Annotated in this window: 16 protein-coding genes and 1 pseudogene; 13 read left to right on the plus strand and 4 right to left on the minus strand. The window is 62.9% G+C overall.

What is annotated here, in order from left to right:
- Positions 1-83 precede the first annotated feature (83 nt).
- From HU759_RS11630 to HU759_RS11640, 3 genes and pseudogenes are all read left to right on the plus strand, one after another.
- Positions 84-1,559, plus strand: coding sequence for a benzaldehyde dehydrogenase (locus HU759_RS11630; RefSeq protein ID WP_170038671.1), 1,476 nt, complete (start codon positions 84-86; stop codon positions 1,557-1,559).
- Between the two features lie 73 nt (positions 1,560-1,632).
- Entirely contained in the window at positions 1,633-2,400 is a 768-nt protein-coding gene (locus tag HU759_RS11635; RefSeq protein ID WP_170038669.1) for a coniferyl-alcohol dehydrogenase, read from the plus strand.
- Between the two features lie 80 nt (positions 2,401-2,480).
- Positions 2,481-3,428: pseudogene (locus HU759_RS11640) on the plus strand (transporter).
- Here HU759_RS11640 and mhpT read toward each other — a convergent pair.
- A complete protein-coding gene (mhpT, locus tag HU759_RS11645; protein WP_017139053.1) occupies positions 3,406-4,614 on the minus strand; it encodes a 3-(3-hydroxy-phenyl)propionate transporter MhpT in 1,209 nt (402 codons plus the stop codon). The pseudogene HU759_RS11640 and the gene mhpT overlap by 23 nt on opposite strands.
- A gap of 306 nt (positions 4,615-4,920) precedes the next feature.
- On the opposite strand from mhpT, the gene HU759_RS11650 reads away from it, so the two are divergent.
- Positions 4,921-6,246 (plus strand): OprD family porin, encoded by a 1,326-nt coding sequence (locus HU759_RS11650; RefSeq protein WP_176991976.1) that lies wholly within the window; start codon positions 4,921-4,923, stop codon positions 6,244-6,246.
- Between the two features lie 5 nt (positions 6,247-6,251).
- Here the strand turns inward: HU759_RS11650 and HU759_RS11655 are convergent, their stop codons facing one another.
- Positions 6,252-6,740, minus strand: coding sequence for a MarR family transcriptional regulator (locus tag HU759_RS11655; RefSeq protein ID WP_017139055.1), 489 nt, complete (start codon positions 6,738-6,740; stop codon positions 6,252-6,254).
- Between the two features lie 213 nt (positions 6,741-6,953).
- Between HU759_RS11655 and HU759_RS11660 the strand changes: the two genes are divergently transcribed.
- The 6 genes from HU759_RS11660 (at position 6,954) to HU759_RS11685 (ending at position 15,024) form a co-directional block, all read left to right on the plus strand.
- Positions 6,954-7,784, plus strand: a complete 831-nt coding sequence (locus HU759_RS11660) for a p-hydroxycinnamoyl CoA hydratase/lyase (protein ID WP_017139056.1) — start codon at positions 6,954-6,956, stop codon at positions 7,782-7,784.
- 76 nt (positions 7,785-7,860) lie between these two features.
- Entirely contained in the window at positions 7,861-9,309 is a 1,449-nt protein-coding gene (locus HU759_RS11665; RefSeq protein ID WP_186617390.1) for an aldehyde dehydrogenase, read from the plus strand.
- A 62-nt stretch (positions 9,310-9,371) separates the two neighbouring features.
- Entirely contained in the window at positions 9,372-11,246 is a 1,875-nt protein-coding gene (locus HU759_RS11670) for a feruloyl-CoA synthase (RefSeq protein WP_186617391.1), read from the plus strand.
- Positions 11,243-12,478 (plus strand): thiolase family protein, encoded by a 1,236-nt coding sequence (locus HU759_RS11675; RefSeq protein WP_170038659.1) that lies wholly within the window; start codon positions 11,243-11,245, stop codon positions 12,476-12,478. Before HU759_RS11670 ends, HU759_RS11675 begins: the two co-directional genes overlap by 4 nt.
- A 34-nt stretch (positions 12,479-12,512) precedes the next feature.
- Positions 12,513-14,255, plus strand: coding sequence for an acyl-CoA dehydrogenase (locus HU759_RS11680; protein ID WP_186617392.1), 1,743 nt, complete (start codon positions 12,513-12,515; stop codon positions 14,253-14,255).
- A gap of 55 nt (positions 14,256-14,310) precedes the next feature.
- Complete coding sequence (locus HU759_RS11685) at positions 14,311-15,024, plus strand: GntR family transcriptional regulator (RefSeq protein WP_170038655.1); 714 nt, start codon at positions 14,311-14,313, stop codon at positions 15,022-15,024.
- A gap of 6 nt (positions 15,025-15,030) precedes the next feature.
- On the opposite strand, the gene HU759_RS11690 is transcribed toward HU759_RS11685, so the two are convergent.
- Positions 15,031-15,981 carry a PDR/VanB family oxidoreductase gene (locus HU759_RS11690; protein WP_170038653.1) on the minus strand — a complete coding sequence of 317 codons (951 nt, stop codon included), beginning with the start codon at positions 15,979-15,981 and terminating at the stop codon, positions 15,031-15,033.
- A gap of 29 nt (positions 15,982-16,010) precedes the next feature.
- The gene (locus HU759_RS11695) at positions 16,011-17,072 is read right to left on the minus strand and encodes an aromatic ring-hydroxylating dioxygenase subunit alpha (RefSeq protein WP_170038651.1); all 1,062 of its coding nucleotides are present in this window, start codon (positions 17,070-17,072) and stop codon (positions 16,011-16,013) included.
- Between the two features lie 430 nt (positions 17,073-17,502).
- Here HU759_RS11695 and HU759_RS11700 point away from each other — a divergent pair, with 430 nt between their 5' ends.
- The 3 genes from HU759_RS11700 to HU759_RS11710 all read left to right on the plus strand — a co-directional run bounded on the left by HU759_RS11700 (position 17,503) and on the right by HU759_RS11710 (position 19,846).
- Positions 17,503-18,171: a GntR family transcriptional regulator gene (locus HU759_RS11700; RefSeq protein ID WP_170038649.1), complete on the plus strand. Its 669-nt coding sequence runs from the start codon at positions 17,503-17,505 to the stop codon at positions 18,169-18,171.
- A gap of 76 nt (positions 18,172-18,247) precedes the next feature.
- On the plus strand, positions 18,248-19,057 hold the full coding sequence (locus HU759_RS11705) for an ABC transporter substrate-binding protein (protein ID WP_170038647.1): 810 nt from the start codon (positions 18,248-18,250) through the stop codon (positions 19,055-19,057).
- A gap of 12 nt (positions 19,058-19,069) precedes the next feature.
- Positions 19,070-19,846: an amino acid ABC transporter permease gene (locus HU759_RS11710; protein WP_056857994.1), complete on the plus strand. Its 777-nt coding sequence runs from the start codon at positions 19,070-19,072 to the stop codon at positions 19,844-19,846.

Below are 19,846 nucleotides of genomic sequence, written 5' to 3' on the forward strand. Positions count from 1 at the left end.
AAGCGGCACAGCCTTTGCTCAAGACTGGATGCGGCGTTTGCACCCTGTGCAGACGATGACAATTACAAGAACCGGAGTTGCCAATGCCAGTGTCTGAAACCACCCCCTTTCTACAGCGGGCCATCGCGTCCGAATGCCTGTTCAACGGCGACTGGATTCCCGTGTCGGGATCTGTGATTGACGTGATTGAACCCGCCACCGGCGAACCCCTGATGCGCTGCGCCATGGCCAACGCGGCCGACATCGCCATCGCCTGCCGCAGTGCGGCCCTGGCGCAGCCGGCCTGGGCTGCGTTGGGCCCACGGGAGCGCGCCGAGGTGTTTCGCAAGGCGGCGGACCTGGCCCAGCGGTCCTTCGCCGAGCTGGCGCTGTACGTCGCCCGGGAAACCGGGGGCGCGTTGTTCAAGGGCGAGCACGAAGTGCGTGAAGCGATTGTGCTGCTGCATCAGGCGGCGGGGCTGTTGTCCCAACCTCACGGGGTGGTGCTGCCCAGTGCAGCCGGCCGACTGTCCTATGCACGGCGCCAGCCCCACGGCGTGGTCGGGGTGATTTCACCGTTCAACTTCCCGCTGGTGCTGTCACTTCGCTCAGTGGCCCCGGCGCTGGCGGCAGGCAATGCAGTGGTGCTCAAGCCTGACCCGCAGACCCCGGTCAGCGGGGGTTTTCTCATTGCCCGGCTGTTTGAAGAGGCGGGCTTGCCCAAGGGCCTGCTGCAGGTGATGCCCGGCGCGGCGCCGGCGGGGGAAGCGCTGTGCCGCGATCCGAATGTGCGGATGATTGCGTTCACCGGTTCGACGGCGGCGGGGCGCAAAGTCGCTGAAGTGGCCGGGCGACACCTGAAAAAGGTTGCGCTGGAGCTGGGCGGGAAAAACCCGCTGATCATTCTTGAAGACGCCGACCTCGACCTGGCCGCAAGCAATGCAGCCTGGGGCGCCTGGCTGCATCAGGGGCAAATCTGCATGGCGACCGGGCTGATTCTCGTGCATCAATCCATCGCCGAACGCCTCACCCGCAAGCTGGTGGACAAGGCCCGGACACTCACGGTGGGCAATGCCGCCCGGGGTGAAGCGGCGCTCGGCCCGTTGATCAACCAACGGCAATTGCTGCGCGTGCACGAGATCGTCAGTGACAGCCTGCAGGCCGGCGCACGGCTCGAGGCGGGCGGCGACTATGACCGGTTGTTCTACCAGCCCACCGTACTCAGTGGCGTACGTCCGGGCATGCGCGCCTTTGAGGAAGAGCTGTTCGGCCCGGTGGCCACGGTGGTCAGCTTTACCACCGACGAGGAAGCGATCGAACTGGCCAACCGCACGGAGTACGGCCTCTCGGCCGCCATCATCTCGCCGTCGGTTGGGCGCGCCATGGCCATCGGTGAGCGGCTGGACTGCGGCCTGCTGCACATCAACGACCAGACCGTGGCCGACGAATGCATCAACCCGTTCGGCGGGCGCGGTGCTTCCGGCAACGGCGGCAGCGTCGGCGGGCCGGCCGACTGGGACGAGTACAGCCAGTGGCAGTGGGTCACGCTGAAAAATACGCCGCCTGTCTATCCATTCTGAGCCATAGCCGTTCTGGGCGCTGGCTCATCGCTTTGTTACCCCCGTGCCTATACAAAAATAAGAGGGCTTGAACATGAACCTGAACAACAAAACCCTGATCGTCACCGGCGTCGCTTCCGGCATTGGCGCCGAGCTGGCGCGGCTCGCGCGTTTCCAGGGGGCCACGGTGATCGGTGTGGATCGCCATGAACCGCAACTGACCCTGGATGGCTTCTTCCAGGCTGACCTGGGTGACCCTGCCAGCATTGATGCGCTGGTGGCGCGCCTGCCCGCGCGGGTCCACGGGCTGTGCAACATCGCTGGTGTGCCCGGTACGGCGCCCGTGCACGCGGTGGCCACGGTCAATTACCTGGGGCTGCGGCACCTGACTCAATCGCTGCTGCCACGCATGCCGGCGGGCGGCAGCATCGTCAATGTCGCCTCGGTGCTTGGCGCGCAATGGCCGCAACGGCTGGAGCTGCACAAGGCGCTGGCCGCGATACCCAGCTTCGAGGCCGGGCAGCAGTGGCTGGCGGCCAATCCGGTGGAGCAGGGCAGCTGTTATCAATACTTCAAGGAGGCGCTGATCGTGTGGAGCTTCCAACAATCCCAGGGCTGGTTTCGCGATCACTCGGTGCGTATCAACTGCGTGGCGCCGGGGCCGGTGTTTACCCCGATTCTCGGCGATTTCGTCAGCATGCTCGGGCCGCAGCGGGTGGCCGAGGACAGCCAGCGCATGACCCGTCCAGCCCTGGCCGATGAGGTGGCGGCGGTGATTGCCTTCCTCTGCTCGGATGCTGCGCGCTGGGTCAACGGGGTCAATCTACCGGTGGATGGCGGTTTGGCCGCCACCTACGTGTAGGCCCTGCCACAGCAATAAATCCCGGTGCGGCCCCTCGTGCCGGGAGTCTTGAACAACAACAAAAATACAGGACATACAAGATGCTCAAGCCTATCTTGCGGACGGTTGCGGCCACGACATTTGTCGCACTGACATCGACTGCACATGCTTACGACCTGCCCGGACTCAACCTCGGCACCACCAGTTTCTACGACGGCTCGCCAGCGCCGGCCGGCCCTGGCTGGTACCTGGAGGAGTAGCTGACCTACTCGCGGGCCAGCCGTTTCAATGATGCCCACGGCAACAAGCTGGCGCTGCCCAAGCAGGACCTGGAAGTGGTGGCGCCCACCACGCAGATCATCTACGTCGGCCAACCCCTGGTCAATGGCGCGATGCCCGGCTTCACCCTGATCAACACTTCCTTGGCCCGGGTGAATGTCGACGATGGGTTGAACAATGCGGCGCTGAGTTCCCGTGCTGGCGTCGGTGACCTGACGGTCGGTGCCTTCCTGCAACTGCCAACCCTGAATCGCGCTGATGGCAGCCCGCTGTTGACCCAGCGTGTCGAGGCTGATGTTTCGATCCCGGTGGGGGCCTATGACCGCCATCGCTCGATCAACCCCGGCAGCAACTTCTGGTCATTCAACCCGTATTACGCGGCGACGTACTGGTTGAGCCCGACATGGTCGGCGAGCGGGCGTTTCATGTACCTGTGGAATGGCAAGAATGATGATCCGCAGGCTGGCTTCGGGGATGTTTCCGATACCCAGGCCGGCCAGGCATTGCATGCCAACCTGACGCTGCAATATGCCTTGAGCCAGCAACTGAGCGTGGGGGTGAACGGCTATTGGTTGAAGCAGATCACCGACACCCAGGTCGCTGGGCACGCCGTGAGCGGGCGCCGGGAAAAGGTCTGGGCCATTGGCCCAGGCCTGGTCTATGCGTTCAGCAAGGAGGAGGTGCTATCGGTAAACGCCTACTTTGAACAGCAGGCGCAGAACCGCACCGAGGGCAACAAACTGGTGCTCAACTGGCTGCATAAGTTCTAGTAGGCGCGGTACGCACCATCACGCTGATGATGGTCAGTGCGGCAATCACCACCCCGGGGGACGTCGCCAGCAGTACCCCCGCGGTGCCGGCGCCGGCAGCGAGGAGTTGCCCGGCCGCCAGCGGCCCGGCCACCGAACCCAGGCGGCCCACTGCCACGGCGGCCCCGACGCCGGTGGCACGCACCGAGGTGGGATACGAGGGCGGTGCCGAGGCGTACAGCACCAACTGCGCAGCCATCACGAACAAACCGGCGGCAAAGCCGGCAATGGCCATGGGTACGATGCCCACTGACAGCCCGACCCCGGCCAGGGCCGCCAGCAGCCCGGCGTACACCGACAGCACCACTTTGAGGGCATTACAGCGGTCCAGCAGCACGCCGCCGAGCAGCGACCCCAGGGCGCCGCCGATATTGAAGAGCATCTGCACCATGCCCGCCTGGGGTTTGCTGAAACCCTGTTCCAGCAACAGCGACGGCAGCCAGTTAAGCAGCATGTACATCACGGTCAGGGTGAAGAAGTAGCTGAGCCACAAGGCCAGCGTGGTGCGCGCGCGACCGTCGCCGAACAGCGCCTGGCCGGTGGAGGGGCGGGCGCCGTGGGTGTTGTCGAGCTGTTGGCGAAAGGCACTGGATTCAGGCAGCAGCAGGATCATCAGCGGCACGGCCAGCAAGGGCGCCAGGCCGCCGATAATAAACGTGGTCTGCCAGTGCTCACTGGAAAACATCGCCACCACCGCGGCCAATGCTCCCCCCAGCGGCACCCCGCAGTACATCACGCTGATGGCCGTGCCACGGTTGCGTTCGCTCACCGCTTCGGCGCACAGCGCGATCAGGTTGGGCAACGCGGCGCCCAGCCCCAGGCCGGTGAGAAAGCGCACCAGCAACAAGCTTGAGTAGCTCTCGACAAATGCGGTGCTCAGTGAAAACAACCCGAACAGCAGCACGGCGCTGACCAGGATTTTCTTGCGCCCGATCCGGTCGGCAACCCAGCCCCCGAAGAACGCCCCCGGCAGCAGGCCGATGATGCCGACGCTGAACACCCAGCCGAGCATCTTCGGATCCAGGGCGAAGGTTTGACGTAACCCAGCGGCGGCGGTGCCGGCGGCTTGCAGATCGAACCCTTCGATCAGCGCAACGATAAAGCACAACGCAATAGTCAGCGTCGAACGACGCGATGGACTGTCCATGGCAAACCTCATTGTTGTTTTTGTTGTGGTGGCGAGCTTGAGTGGCTGCTAAGGATTAAGATAACAAATATAACTAAAAAATGAATCGTGGAATAAAATCAGTAAAAAAACAGAATAAAGTGATTAAATTCAATTGATTGAGATATTTGTTTGTTCATGGATAAAAAATAGATAGCTTTATTAATGTTCGATTATCGGTCAGTTACGGTTGACGAGTACCGTCGGCTGTTTCCATTCTTGGTTTGCGAGGCTCACAGGGCCGCGCGTGCGCCAACCCAATAACAACAACAAAAATGGACATCGAACATGCCAGAACTCCCTATGGAGGACGCCGTTGCAGCGGCGTCCGTCTCCTGTGTGTCGAACAACACTCCACGCCGGCTGATGGCATTGTTGGCCTTGAGCGTGCTGCCCGGTTCGCTGTGGGCTGCAGGCTTTATCGACGACAGCCACGGCACCCTGACCTTGCGCAATTACTACCTGGACCGCGACTACAAGGATGACGGTGCGAAGACCGCCGCACGGGAATGGGCCCAGGCCTTCATCCTCAACCTGGAATCGGGTTACACCCCTGGCCCGGTCGGCTTTGGCCTGGATGTACGCGGGTTGATGGGGGTCAAGCTCGACTCTTCGCCGGACCGCAGCGGTACCGAGTTGTTGCCGGTGTCGGCCAGCGACAAGCGCGCCGCCGACGACTACTCGCGCCTGGCCCCAACCGCCAAACTGCGGTTCGCCCAAACCACGGTCAAGGCCGGCGATGTGTCGATCTTCCTGCCGTTTGCCTTTGCCAGTCCGTCGCGGCTGCTGCCGCAAACGTTTCGCGGCACCACGTTGAGCTCCAAGGACATCGATGGCCTGACCCTCAACACGGGCTATATCGACCGCATCAACAAGCGCGACTCCACCGACTACCAGGCCATGACCATCGCCTCGCCCAACCGGCGCTTCAACGCCACCGCCACCACCTCGCACCTGGCTTACGTCGGCGGTGATTACCAGGTCAATAAAGACCTCAGCCTGCGGGTTTATCACTCGCAGATCGCGGACCTCTACCAGCAGGACACCTTGGCGCTGCTGCACAACTTGCCGGTGGGCGATGGTGTGCTCACCAGCGACCTGCGCAGTTTTTTCAGCCGTGAGGATGGCAGTGCCAAGGCGGGCAAGGTGGATAACCGCAACCTTTCGGCGTTGTTTGGCTACCGCCTGGGCGGCCATCGCGTCAGCCTTGGCTACATGCACTCAAGCGGGGAGACGGCCACGCCCTATATCTCGGGAACGGAGTTGATGGGCATGAGCGAACTGACCATGAGTTCGGACTTTCTCAACGCCAAGGAGCGCACCTGGCAAGCCATCTACGACTATGACTTCGCGGCATCGGGTGTGCCGGGGCTCAAGACTCGGCTGCGCTATGTGCGTGGCGACCACATCGAACTGGCCGCTTTGAACGCCGAGGATCGCAAGGAGCGCGAGTTCCAGATGGAACTGGGGTATGTGATTCAGAGCGGCCCGCTGAAGAACGTCGGGTTCATGGCGCGCAAGTCGATCTACCGCAATGACTTCCCGAGCGGCGCGGCCTTTCGCGATGAAAACCAGACCCGTTTCCTGGTGCTCTACACCGTGGCGCTCTGGTAGGCCGATCAGTCCTGGTAGACCTTCTTCAGCAAGCGCAGCAGCTCTTCACGTTCCTGGCCGTCGAGGGCGGCCGTGGCGTCGAGGTCACTCTGGGCGGCGATCGCCTTGAGTTCCTTGAGCAGGGTTTCGCCGCTCTTGCTGAGGAAGATCCCGTAGGAGCGCTTGTCCGGTTTGCAGCGTACCCGCACGGCCAGAGCGCGGCTTTCCAGCTTGTTCAGCAATGGCACCACCTGGGGCGGCTCGATGGCCAGGGCGCGAGCCAGGTCGGCCTGCATCAGCCCGGGGTTCTGCTCGATGATTGCCAGGGCCGAAAACTGCGCCGGGCGCAGGTCGTGGTCCGATAACCGGCCGATCAGGTTCTGGAACAGCTTGAGCTGGGCGCGGCGCATGGCGTAACCGATCAGATCGTCCAGGGCTGAATCCAGCGGCGGCCGTACCTCGTCGTTGTCGGGCAGGGCCTGGCTGGCGGTGGCGATGGTGGAAGGCTTGGCCATTGGCAGTGCAATCCTCAGAAGGTGCAGGTTAATAAGAGTATCTAGTTTGCCGGTGTTGGCGCGCTATGGCTATGCCGGGTTTTGAAAGCGCCTGCACCGCGCGGGTTTTAAGCAGGAAAAATATTGGTTATTCAGATTAATAGTTAATTGACATAACTATATTTGCGGTTTAATTTCGAATCATCTTCACACCCAGAACAAGAGCGTACCGCCATGAGCAATTACGAAGGCCGTTGGACCACAGTCAAGGTTGAGATCGAAGAAGGCATCGCCTGGGTCATTCTCAATCGTCCGGAAAAACGCAACGCCATGAGTCCGACCCTGAACCGGGAAATGATCGACGTCCTGGAAACCCTCGAGCAGGATCCTGCCGCCGGCGTGCTGGTCCTCACCGGTGCGGGCGAAGCCTGGACGGCGGGCATGGACCTCAAGGAATACTTCCGCGAAGTGGATGCCGGCCCGGAAATCCTCCAGGAAAAAATCCGCCGCGAAGCCTCGCAATGGCAATGGAAACTGCTGCGCATGTACGCCAAGCCGACCATCGCCATGGTCAATGGCTGGTGCTTCGGCGGTGGCTTCAGCCCGCTGGTGGCGTGCGACCTGGCGATCTGCGCCGACGAAGCGACCTTCGGCCTCTCGGAAATCAACTGGGGCATCCCGCCGGGCAACCTGGTGAGCAAGGCCATGGCCGACACCGTGGGCCATCGTCAATCGCTGTACTACATCATGACCGGCAAGACCTTTGGCGGGCAGAAAGCTGCGCAAATGGGCCTGGTCAACGAAAGCGTGCCCCTGGCTCAACTGCGCGAAGTGACCATCGAACTGGCGCGCAACCTGCTGGAGAAAAACCCGGTGGTGCTGCGTGCCGCCAAGCATGGCTTCAAGCGCTGCCGTGAACTGACCTGGGAGCAGAACGAGGATTACCTCTACGCCAAGCTCGATCAGTCGCGCCTGCTCGACACCGAAGGCGGTCGCGAGCAGGGCATGAAACAGTTCCTTGACGACAAGAGCATCAAGCCTGGCTTGCAGGCCTATAAACGCTGAAGGGCGCGGCCGCCTGGCCGCGCCGTTGTACCCTGCTTGAACGTATTCCCGATAAAGACAATAAAGAGGAATCACCATGCTGGACGTGCCCCTGTTGATCGGCGGCCAGTCGTGCCCCGCCCGTGACGGTCGAACCTTCGAACGTCGCAACCCGGTGACCGGTGAAGTGGTCTCGCGGGTGGCTGCGGCGACCCTGGAAGATGCCGACGCCGCGGTCGCCGCCGCCCACGCCGCGTTCCCCGCGTGGGCGGCGCTGGCGCCCAACGAACGCCGCACCCGCTTGCTCAACGCTGCCGAGCAATTGCAGGCGCGCAGCAGCGAATTCATCGCCGCCGCCGGCGAGACCGGCGCCATGGCCAACTGGTATGGCTTCAACGTGCGTCTGGCGGCCAATATGCTGCGCGAAGCGGCGTCGATGACCACCCAGATTACGGGGGAAGTGATCCCCTCCGATGTTCCCGGCAGTTTCGCCATGGCCTTGCGCCAGCCTTGCGGTGTGGTGCTGGGCATCGCGCCGTGGAACGCTCCGGTGATACTCGCCACGCGCGCCATCGCCATGCCGCTGGCCTGCGGAAACACCGTGGTGCTCAAGGCCTCGGAGCTGAGCCCGGCAGTGCACCGCCTGATCGGCCAGGTATTGCAGGACGCCGGCCTGGGCGATGGCGTGGTCAACGTCATCAGCAATGCCCCGGCCGATGCCGCCGCGATTGTCGAGCGATTGATCGCCAACCCGGCCGTGCGGCGGGTCAACTTCACCGGCTCGACCCATGTCGGGCGGATTGTCGGCGAGCTCTCGGCGCGTCACCTCAAGCCGGCGTTGCTGGAGTTGGGTGGCAAGGCGCCGTTGCTGGTGCTCGACGATGCCGATCTTGACGCGGCTGTGGCGGCGGCGGCCTTTGGCGCCTATTTCAACCAGGGCCAGATTTGCATGTCCACCGAACGCCTGATTGTCGATGCCAGGGTCGCCGATGCGTTCACCGCCAAGCTGGCGGCCAAGGTCGCGACCCTGCGTGCGGGTGACCCTACTGCGGCGGATTCGGTACTCGGTTCCCTGGTGGACGCCAGCGCCGGCACACGCATTAAGGCCCTGATCGACGATGCCCTGGCCAAGGGCGCGCGACTGGTGATAGGCGGCCAGCTCGAGGGCAGCATCCTGCAGCCGACCCTGATCGATGGCGTCACCGAACACATGCGCTTGTACCGCGAAGAGTCCTTTGGCCCGGTGGCCGTCCTGCTGCGTGGTGAGGGTGATGAAGCCTTGTTGCGCCTGGCCAACGATTCCGAGTTCGGCTTGTCGGCGGCGATCTTCAGTCGCGACACCGGGCGCGCGCTGGCACTGGCGCAGCGGGTCGAGTCGGGTATTTGCCATATCAACGGCCCGACCGTGCATGACGAAGCGCAGATGCCGTTTGGTGGGGTCAAGTCCAGTGGGTACGGCAGCTTTGGTGGCAAGGCGTCCATTGAGCACTTCACGCAATTGCGCTGGGTGACCTTGCAGAACGGGCCACGGCATTACCCGATCTGAGCAGTTGCTGCGACATAACAATAACAAGGCGGCTGTGATCCGCCTTGCTGGAGGACATCCTTGTGAGTTCCGAATTCCGACCGCAACCCCAGCCCGCACCGCGATACCGCGAGGTCTCCATCGGCCACGCACCGGTGGCGGTCACTGAAGAACACGGCGTGTTGCACATGCGCTCCCTGGAGCCCCTGGCCGAGTTGCCGGCGCGCCTGCTCGATCGCCTGGTGCATTGGGCTCGGGTACGGCCCGAGCAGACGTTTATCGCGGCACGCCAGGCCGGTGGGGATTGGCGCCGTGTCAGCTACCGCGAAATGCTCGACAGCGTGCGCGCGATTGCCCAGGGCCTGCTCAGCTACGGGCTGTCGGCGCACAAGCCGCTGGCCTTGCTGTCCGGCAACGACATCGAGCATTTGCAGGTTGCCCTCGGCGCCATGTACGCCGGTATTCCGTACTGCCCGGTCTCGCCGGCGTACGCGTTGTTGTCCCAGGATTTCGCCAAGCTGCGGCATGTCTGTGACCTGCTGCAACCCGGGCTGGTGTTCGTCAGCGATGCGGCGGCCTACCAGCGTGCGATCGAGGCCGTATTGCCGGCCGAAACCCCGTTGATCTGCGTGCGCGGCCAAGTGCCCGGGCGCAGCCAGACAAGCTTCGCCAGCCTGTTGCACACGCCGGGGGGCGCTGAGGCCGAGCAGGCCTTCAATGCCACCGGTCCCGACAGCATCGCCAAGTTTCTCTTCACCTCGGGCTCGACCAAATTGCCCAAGGCCGTGATCACCACCCAGCGCATGCTCTGCGCCAACCAGCAGATGCTGCTGCAGACGTTTCCGGTGTTCGGTGAGGAGCCTCCGGTGCTGGTGGACTGGCTGCCGTGGAATCACACCTTTGGCGGCAGCCACAACGTCGGCATCGTGCTCTACAACGGTGGCACCTTTTATCTGGACGACGGCAAGCCCACGGTCCAGGGGTTTGCCCAGACCTTGCGCAACCTCAAGGAAATTTCGCCCACGGCTTACCTGACGGTCCCCAAGGGCTGGGAAGAGCTGGTCAACGCCCTGGAACAGGACGCCGAGTTGCGCGAGCGTTTTTTTGCGCGGATGAAACTGTTCTTCTTCGCCGCCGCCGGCCTGTCCCAAAGTATCTGGGATCGCCTCGACCGCGTGGCCGAACAGCACTGCGGTGAACGCATCCGCATGATGGCCGGGCTGGGCATGACCGAAGCCGCGCCGTCCTGCACCTTCACCACCGGGCCGTTGTCCATGGCCGGCTATATCGGTTTGCCCGCGCCGGGCTGCGAGGTGCGCCTGGTGCCGGTGGACGGCAAGTTCGAAGGGCGCTTTCGCGGGCCGCATATCATGCCGGGATACTGGCGGGCGCCCCAGCAAACCGCCGAAGTGTTCGACGAACAGGGGTTCTACTGTTCAGGAGACGCGATCAAGCTCGCCGACCCTCGGCAGCCGCAACTGGGCCTGATGTTCGATGGGCGAATTGCCGAGGATTTCAAGCTCTCTTCCGGGGTGTTTGTCAGCGTGGGTCCGTTGCGCAATCGCGCGGTGCTCGACGGCTCGCCCTATGTGCAGGACCTGGTGATTGCCGCGCCCGATCGCGAGTGCCTCGGAGCTCTGGTGTTCCCCAGGCTCTACGAATGCCGTCGGCTGGCGGGCCTGGACGCCGCCGCCAGCGACGCCGACGTGCTCGGCAGCGCGCCGGTGCGCCAGTGGTTCGGCGACTGGTTGCAACGCCTCAATCGCGAGGCCACCGGCAATGCCAGTCGCCTGGAATGGATTGCCTTGCTCGACGAGCCGGCGTCCATCGACCGTGGGGAAATCACCGACAAAGGTTCGATCAACCAGCGCGCCGTGCTGCAATGGCGCGCGGCGAAGGTCGAGGCGTTGTATCGCGGCGAAGAGGCCACGATCCTGCGCGCCGAGCCGAAACCTTGAGCGGGCAGTATTCGGCATTTGCCGATGTGGCAATTCTCGAGGCCGTGCGCACCCCCTGGATTGACCTGGGTGGAGCACTGTCTCAGGTCTCACCCATCGACCTGGGGATCAAGGTAGGCCGTGAGGTACTGGCCCGGGCGGGTATTGAACCGCAGGCAGTGGACAGCGTCCTGGCCGGCTCCATGGCCCAGGCCAGTTTCGATGCCTACTTGCTGCCACGGCATATCGGCTTGTACAGCGGGGTGGCGCAAGCGGTCCCGGCACTGGGGGTGCAGCGCATCTGCGCCACCGGTTTCGAACTGTTGCGCCAGGCTGCCGGGCAACTGCAGGACGGCGTGCAACTGGCCTTGTGTGTGGCCAGTGAATCCATGTCGCGCAACCCCATCGCGGCTTACACCCACAGGGGCGGGTTTCGTCTTGGCGGCGAGGTCCAGTTCAAGGATTTTCTGTGGGAGGCCTTGTACGACCCGGCCCCGGGCCTGGACATGATCGCCACGGCCGACAACCTGGCGCGCCGTTATGGTCTGGGCCGCGAGGCGGTGGACCGCTACGCCTGCGCCAGCCACCAGCGAGCGTTGCAGGCGCAGCGTGACGGCGCTTGGGTTGACGAGGTGGTGGCGGTCGATAACCAGCTATTCGAGCTTGAGGGATACCAGCCCAGAGGCATCAGCCTGGCGCGTCGGACCGCTGCCGTCAGCGAGGACAGCCACCCTCGGCCCACCGACCTTGCGAGCTTGAAACGCTTGCGCGCCGTGCATCCCGGCGGCGTGCAAACCGCCGGCAACAGTTGTGCCGTGGTGGATGGCGCGGCGGCGGCGTTGGTGGGCCGCGCCTCGGCCTGCATGCGGCCGGCCCTGGCGCGGTTGCTGGCCAGCGCGGTGGTCGGCGTGGCCCCCGAGTTCATGGGCATCGGCCCGGCACCGGCGATTCGTCTGCTGCTGCAACGCAGCGGGTTGAATCTGGATGACATCGGCCGCTTCGAGATCAACGAAGCCCAGGCCGCCCAAGTGCTGGCGGTGGCCCATGAACTTGAGCTGGACAGCGCCCGCCTCAACGTCCAGGGCGGTTCGCTGGCACTGGGGCATCCACTGGCTGCCACTGGCCTGCGCCTGGTCATGTCCCTGGCCCGACAACTGCGTCAGCACAACCTGCGCTACGGGATTGCCGCGGCGTGTGTGGGCGGCGGGCAGGGTATGGCGCTGCTGATCGAGAACCCTGCTTTTCGCGCTTGAGTACGTGATTCTTTTTAGTTGATGAGGTGTCCCGATGTGGAGCTATGAGGCGCCCCTGCGCGATATGCAATTTGTCCTCGAACACTGGTTGCAGGCGCCCGACAGCTGGCGACGCAACCCGGCGTTCGAGGCCCTCGACCTGCCGCTGGCATTTCAAGTATTGGAGGAGGCGGCACGCTTCAGCCAGGGCGTGCTGGCGCCGTTGAACAGCCGCGGTGATCGCCAGGGCTGCCGCTGGCAGGCGGGCCAGGTCAGCACCCCGGACGGCTTCGTCGAGGCCTATCGTGCTTACGTCGAGGGTGGTTGGCCGGCGCTGGCGTGCGCCGAAGAGCTGGGCGGGCAGGGCCTGCCGCAACTGCTTGATGCGGCGCTGCAAGAAATGCTCTACGCCAGTAACCATGCCTGGGCCATGTACACCGGGATCGCCCACGGCGCCTACCTGTGCCTCAAGACTCACGCCGCCCCTTGGCTGCAGGCACGCTACTTGCCGGAGATTGTCAGTGGCCAGGCGTTGCCCACCATGTGCCTGACTGAGTCCCAGGCTGGCAGCGATGTCGGTTTGCTGCGCTGTCGCGCTGAACCCCAGGCGGATGGCAGCTATCGCTTGAGCGGCAGCAAGCTGTTTATCTCCGGCGGTGAGCATGACCTCACGGCCAATATTCTGCACCTGGTGCTGGCGCGCCTGCCCGATGCGCCGCCGGGCAGTCGCGGCATTTCACTGTTCCTGGTACCCAAGCAGCTGGACGATGGCCGGGCCAATGGTGTGCATTGCGACGGTATCGAACACAAGATGGGCATCAAGGGCAGCGCCACCTGCTCCCTGGTATTCAACGCCGCCCAAGGCTGGCTGATCGGTGATGCCAATCAGGGCCTGGCGGCGATGTTCGTGATGATGAATTCGGCGCGCCTGCATGTCGGCCTGCAAGGTCTGGGGCATGTCGAGGCGGCTTGGCAAAATGCCCGGCAGTACGCTGCCGAGCGTGTGCAGATGCGTGCACCGTCAAGGCCCGAAGACGTGGCGGCCCAGGCCGCTGACCCGATCCGTTATCACCCGGCCATGCGCCGCGTGTTGCTGGAGCTGCGCACCACCAGCGAGGGCATGCGCGCCATCGGCTATTGGGCGGCGCACCTGCTGGATCAAGCCGAGCATGGCCAGGATTCGTCGGCCGCCCGGTTGGCGCCTTTGCTGACGCCCATCATCAAGGCGTTTTTCACCGAGCAGGGCTTTCGTCAGGCGAGCAATGCGCTGCAGGTATTTGGCGGTTACGGCTATGTCACCGAGTTCGCCATCGAGCAAACCCTGCGGGACAGCCGCATCGCGATGATCTACGAGGGCAGTAACGAGATCCAGGCCAATGACCTGTTGCTGCGCAAAGTGCTGGGGGATGAAGGTCGAGCCTTTGGCCTGCTGCTGGCCGAGTTGCGTGCCGAGGCCGGGCAGGGCGTGCAATATGTCGAGTGCGCAGGGTTCTCCCGCGCATTGGACAGCCTGTGCGACGCGCTGGCCAGTGTGGTGAGCGCCGTGCATGAACGCGCGCAGGAAGACAGTGAATACCCCTATCGGGCCGCGCCGGATTTCCTCCAGCTCTGTGGCGTGGCGTTGCTGGCCTTTGCCTGGGCGCGGGCTGCGCGGGTCTCCAGGGCATTGCCCGAAGACGATCCATTGCGTGCCGCCAAGCTGCAAAGCGCCGGGTTCTTTTTCGATTACCTGCCGTCGCGGCTGGCGCAACACCTGGGTGCCATAGAGGGGGCGCGCGCCGCGCTGGCGTTCGTCTGACGGGATCGGATGCTTGCGGTACTATGGCAGGCCACGTTTTCTGGAAGTTGCCTGGATGAGTAAGCCCGGTCAATTGGTGCTGGTTGCACTGCGCAAGATGATTGCCAACGGGGAGTTGGTGGCGGGGGAGCGCCTGATGGAAACCCCTACGGCGCAACGCTTTGGTGTGTCGCGCATGCCGGTGCGCATGGCATTTCGTACCCTGGAGCAGGAAGGGCTGCTGGTGCCGTTTGGCGGGCGCGGCTATCAGGTGCGGTCGGTCAGCGCCAGCGACATTGCCGGCGCCGTCGAAGTGCGCGGTGTGCTGGAAGGCCTGGCTGCACGGCAAGCCGCCGAGCAGGGTCTTTCCGACGTGGCGCGTGCGGCGCTGGAGCGCTGCCTGGTGGAAGGCGACCAACTGTTCGAGAAAGGCTACGTGACCGAAGATGACCTCGAGGTTTACCACGACCTGAACATGCGCTTTCACCAGGTCATTGTGGAGGGCAGCCACAACCCCGCGATCACGGATGCGCTGGCACGCAATGATCACCTGCCCTTCGCATCGGTGACCGCGCTGGCGGTGGATCGTGAGGACATGGCTCGTGAATACCGACGCTTCAACTATGCCCACATGCAGCATCACTCGGTGTTCGATGCCCTGGTCAATCGCCAGGGCGCGCGCGCCGAAGCCATCATGCGCGAACACGCCAATGCGACATTGCGTTATGCCGAGATCTTCAGTTCAACCACCGCCGACGCGCGCATGAAGGTGATTTTGCCCGCGTCGTGACACGGTTCAGATGTCCAGCACCAGCAGTGGCGTTTTCGAGCGTGAGCAGCAGGGCGTGAACTGGTCATTCAGCGCCTGTTCCTGCTCGGTGAGGAACAGGTCGCGGTGCTCCGGGATGCCGTCCAGCACACGGGTCAGGCAGGTGCCACAGATCCCTTGTTCGCAGGACACGGCAATCTCGATGCCTTGGCTTTCCAGGACCTGGACCACGGTTTTGTCGGCGGGGATCGTGAAGACCTGGCCGCTGCTGCCGAGCTTCACTGAAAAGCTCCCGTCGAGGCTGTTGTCCACTGGCGCCGCCGAGAAGTACTCGCGATGCAGGCAGTCCTCCTGCCAGCCTTGCGCCCGCGCGCTGTCGAGCACGTGTTGCATGAAGCCGCCGGGGCCGCAGACATACAAGTGCACATCGTCTGCGGGCGCAGCCAACACCTCGGCAGTCTTGAGGGCCGTGTGGGGCTGCTCATCGAAATGCAGGAACACGCGCTCGGCAAACGGTGACGCCTTGAGCCGCTGTACAAACGCAGCACGCTCACTGGCGCGGGCACAATAATGCAGGTCGAAGTCCGCACCTGCATGGGCCAGGCGCTCGGCCATGCACAGGATCGGGGTGATGCCGATGCCGCCGGCGAACAGCAGGCTGCGTCGCGCTTCATGGGCCAGGGGGAATAGATTGCGTGGTTCGCTGATCGTCAGGTGGGCGCCCTCGTGTACCTGCTCGTGCAAGCTGCGCGAGCCGCCGCGAGAAGCCGGGTCGTTGAGTACGCCGATCAGATAGCGATGACGCTCCTCGGGGTGATTGCACAGCGAATACTGGCGCACCAGCCCGTCCGGCAGATGCACGTCAATATGCGCGCCGGCACTGAAGGCGGGCAGCGGCTGGCCATCGACCCTGGCCAGTTCATAGCTGCAAATGTCCTGGGCTTCGTTAATACGGGATACCACCACCACATCGATCATGTTCGGTCCTCGCAGAGTTGTCGCGCCGTTCAGGCGGTGGTGGTCGTGATCAGTTGTGGTTCGAGGGTGTGTTCCTTGGCGATCAGTCGCTCCAGGATTTTGCGCGACTGCACGCCGCCGGCATCGATATTCAACTTGAGCAGGTTGCGTTGCGGGTGGGCCAGCAGGTTCTGCTGCTGACGTTCGAGCATCTCCAGGTCTTCGCTGAAAATCTTCCCTTGGCCTTCGCGAATGCTGGCGGTCAGCGCCTCATCGTGAGGGTTGAAGTTGCGCGCCATGCCCCAGAAATACCAGATCGACGTCTCGGTTTGCGGGGTGATGAAGTCGACCACGATGCTTGCCGCCTTGTGTTCGGGCGCTGCGTGGTAGCCGCCCTTGCCGGCGTGGGCCACGCCGACTTCGATCAGCACATGGCTGGGCGGGGTGAAGCGACAGATCTGCCAGCGGTCCACCGGCACATCGTCGGCGAGGTTGTTGCCGCGCAGGGCCATGCGCCAGAACGGCGGAGCCATGATGTTTTCCATGTGCCGGGCGGTGACGACTTCGTCGCCTTCAACCGTGGTGACGGGAGGCGCTTCATCGATTTCCTTTTGGCCGATGCTGGAAGCGTGGACGTAGGTTTCGTGGGTCAGGTCCATCAGGTTGTCGATCATCAGGCGGTAATCGCACTGGATGTCAAACAGCCCGCCGCCGTACGCCCACTGGTCACTCACTGCCCACTCCAGGTGATGTATCAGCGCCGGGTCGGCAAGGGCCTGATCGCCGGGCCATACCCAGATAAAGCCATAGCGTTCAACCGCGGCAAAGGTCTTGTTGCACGGAAAACCACGCACCCGCTGCCCGGGCATTTCGACGGTCTTACCGTCAGCCCCCATGACCAGGCCGTGATAGCCGCATACCAGGTTGCCATTTTCGACATAACCCAGTGAAAGCGGTGCGCCGCGATGGGGGCAGAAGTCTTCGACGGCTACGACGCTGCCTTGCGAGCCACGATAAAACACCATTTTTTCACCGCAGATCTGCCGACCCAGGGGTTTTTGGGCGATTTCATCGGGTGTGCAGGCGACGTACCAAGTGTTTTTGGGGTACATGGCGACTCTCTGGTTAATTATTTTTGTTTAATGGATCCATTAAATTTCCAGAGCTGCTATGAGTCAATATATATGGCAGTAATTTTGAGGTTATTATGGGCGATTATCGACCAATGGATTCTTATTGGATCCATTGAGTGGGCGGCGTTTGGTGCGCTGATGGCAAAGAAAGGCCTGCCAAAAAATACCCTGTCTAGATCATCGGGCGTAACCAAGCCCTTCACCGGACATCCGCTACTTTTTTGCGCAGAAATGGAAAGTCACTGCGTCATTTGGTAGCAAATCGCTTTACCCGCTTTGCGCAATTTCCCCCACCTGAACGAAAGACTTCATTTAAATCAATGACTAATGTTCTGTGGTAGGTGTTGGCACGCGTTATGCTTTTTTGTATTCGTGGATAATTGGATACAAAAATACAAAGAGGCCGCCGATGCAATTTGCTCCCGCTCACGTTGACCGCCAGCCCCTCACTGCCGAGGAGGAGGCCTACAACTTCCTGCTCGACGCCATCTGCGGCGGTCGTTTCCGCAAGGGCGATCGCCTGATCGCCGAGGATATCGCCGGCGAGATCGGCATGAGCCGCATGCCGGTGCGTGAGGCATTCCGCCGCCTGGATGCCCAGGGCCTGGTGACGCTGCGGCCCAATCGCGGTGCCATCGTCAGCGGCCTGGATATCGCTGAGCTGTACGAAGTGTTCGAGATGCGCAGCGCACTGGAAGGCCTGGCGGTGCGCGTCGCGGTCAGCCGCATCGGTGAGCGCCAGTTGGCGGCTCTGGAGCGGCTGCTGGACGAGATGGATGACTACCGCGACGAGAGCGCCGCGTGGGTCCGTTGCCACCGTGCCTTTCACGAATACCTGTGCGGGCTCAGCGGCCGGCCACGCTTGCTCAAGCAGATTTCGGCGTTGTATTCGCTGGTGGAAGCGCCCATGCGCTTGTGGCTGCAGCACAGCGAAAAACCCCTCGGTGCGCGCCAGGAACACGCCGTAATCCTCGACGCGATTCGCGCCGGTGACGCCGCCGGTGCCGAAGCTGTGGTACGCGAGCACATCGAAAGCACCGTGCCGCTGCTGATTCAATTTCTGCAATTGGAAAAATAAAAGAGGCGGGCCCCAACCCGCCCATGTTTAGACGTTGATTCCTGCCCCGTTATTTAACGAAGTGGAGTGTCTGGTCATGCATAAACAACACCGCGCCTTGCTGGTGGCTGTCACCCTGGGTCTCTGTACACAATGGGCCTGCGCCGCAGTCCAGGTGCCTGAACGCCTGAAGAGCCTCGACAAACTCACCTATTGCTCGGGGATGGATTCACCGCCCCTGGTGTCCTTCGACGAATCCCAGAAACCGCGTGGGCTCACCGTCGACCTGGGCCTGGAAATCGCCAAGCGCCTGGGCAATAAAACCGTGCAATGGCGGGTCATTCCGTTTTCCGGCCTGGTGCCGGCGCTGCTTGCCCAGCAGTGCGACATGATCGTCGACCAACTGTTCGACAAACCCGAGCGGCGCCAGGTGATCGACATCGTCAACTACATGTACTCCAGCCAGTCGGTGGTGGTGCCCAAGGGCAACCCCAAAGGCATCAAGACCCTGGATGACCTGTCCACGCGCAAGGTGGCGGTGCTCAACGGCTCTACCATCAAGACCCTGCTCGACACCCAGAACGAGAGCCTCGCCAAGGCCGGCAAGCCACCGATGAAACTGGTGGTCTACAACACTGACACCGATGCGTTCCAGGCGCTGCGCATCAGCCAGGTGGACGCCTATGGCACCACCGTGGAAACCGCCGGTTACTACGCGGCGATGGCCCCGGAGCTGTTTCAGGAAGGGGTGCCTGCGTTCAGCCGCATCCTCACCGGCCTGGGCATGCGCAAGGACGACCCGCAACTGACCGCCGCCGTGCAGCAGATCATCAACGACATGCGCAGCGACGGCAGCTATGTGCAATTGCTCAACAAATGGCATGTCAGCAGCGACACACTCGACTGAGGTTCTACCACGATGAATTTCAATTGGGATGTGTTCTGGCAATACCTGCTGCAACCCAGTGGGGTCTACCTCACCGGGCTGTGGCTGACTTGCCTGATCAGCGTGCTGGCGATGCTGCTCGGCTGTGCGCTGGGTCTGGCGGCGGCGCTGTTGCGCCTGTCGAAGAACCCGCTTTTGCACCTGCCGGTACGCCTTTATGTGTGGCTGATGCGCGGCACGCCGCTGCTGGTGCAGATCGTGTTTTTGTACACCGCACTGGCAGCGGGCGGGATCTTCCGCTTCGAGGACATCGAGCTGTTCGGGCTGATCATCCCCGGCAATATCCAGGCGGCGATCATCGCCCTGGGCCTGAATGAAGGCGCGTACATGGCCGAAATCATCCGCGCCGGCATCGGCGCGGTGGACAAGGGCCAGTACGAAGCCGGGCGTTCCCTGGGCATGGGGTTCGGCAAGCTGATGCGGCGCATCGTGCTGCCCCAGGCGTTTCGGGTGATCGTGCCGCCGCTGGGCAATGAGTTCAATGTGATGCTCAAGAACACCACGCTGGTGAGTGTGATCGGCGTGCAGGAGTTGTTGCTCAGCACGCAGATGGTGACCTCGGCGACGTTTCGCGTATTCGAGTTGTACCTGGTCGTCGCGATTTACTTCCTGACCCTGACCACGCTGTGGGGCTTTTTTCAACGCTGGCTCGAACACCGTTTCGGCCAGTCCGATCGACCTTCGGCGCCACCTCCGGCCGCCAGCCGCATGTTCGGTCGCAGCACCCTGAAACTGCTGAGGGGACGTTAA

Origin of the sequence: Pseudomonas sp. OE 28.3 (assembly GCF_014268205.2) — a bacterium.
Lineage (GTDB): Bacteria > Pseudomonadota > Gammaproteobacteria > Pseudomonadales > Pseudomonadaceae > Aquipseudomonas > Aquipseudomonas edaphica.

Bases quoted from the DNA above. Each gene is read 5' to 3' on its own strand.
- HU759_RS11630 (WP_170038671.1), top strand. From the start codon at position 84: ATGCCAGTGTCTGAAACCACCCCCTTTCTACAGCGGGCCATCGCGTCC.
- HU759_RS11635 (WP_170038669.1), top strand. From the start codon at position 1,633: ATGAACCTGAACAACAAAACCCTGATCGTCACCGGCGTCGCTTCCGGC.
- mhpT (WP_017139053.1), bottom strand. From the start codon at position 4,614: ATGGACAGTCCATCGCGTCGTTCGACGCTGACTATTGCGTTGTGCTTT.
- HU759_RS11650 (WP_176991976.1), top strand. From the start codon at position 4,921: ATGCCAGAACTCCCTATGGAGGACGCCGTTGCAGCGGCGTCCGTCTCC.
- HU759_RS11655 (WP_017139055.1), bottom strand. From the start codon at position 6,740: ATGGCCAAGCCTTCCACCATCGCCACCGCCAGCCAGGCCCTGCCCGAC.
- HU759_RS11660 (WP_017139056.1), top strand. From the start codon at position 6,954: ATGAGCAATTACGAAGGCCGTTGGACCACAGTCAAGGTTGAGATCGAA.
- HU759_RS11665 (WP_186617390.1), top strand. From the start codon at position 7,861: ATGCTGGACGTGCCCCTGTTGATCGGCGGCCAGTCGTGCCCCGCCCGT.
- HU759_RS11680 (WP_186617392.1), top strand. From the start codon at position 12,513: ATGTGGAGCTATGAGGCGCCCCTGCGCGATATGCAATTTGTCCTCGAA.
- HU759_RS11685 (WP_170038655.1), top strand. From the start codon at position 14,311: ATGAGTAAGCCCGGTCAATTGGTGCTGGTTGCACTGCGCAAGATGATT.
- HU759_RS11690 (WP_170038653.1), bottom strand. From the start codon at position 15,981: ATGATCGATGTGGTGGTGGTATCCCGTATTAACGAAGCCCAGGACATT.
- HU759_RS11695 (WP_170038651.1), bottom strand. From the start codon at position 17,072: ATGTACCCCAAAAACACTTGGTACGTCGCCTGCACACCCGATGAAATC.
- HU759_RS11700 (WP_170038649.1), top strand. From the start codon at position 17,503: ATGCAATTTGCTCCCGCTCACGTTGACCGCCAGCCCCTCACTGCCGAG.
- HU759_RS11705 (WP_170038647.1), top strand. From the start codon at position 18,248: ATGCATAAACAACACCGCGCCTTGCTGGTGGCTGTCACCCTGGGTCTC.
- HU759_RS11710 (WP_056857994.1), top strand. From the start codon at position 19,070: ATGAATTTCAATTGGGATGTGTTCTGGCAATACCTGCTGCAACCCAGT.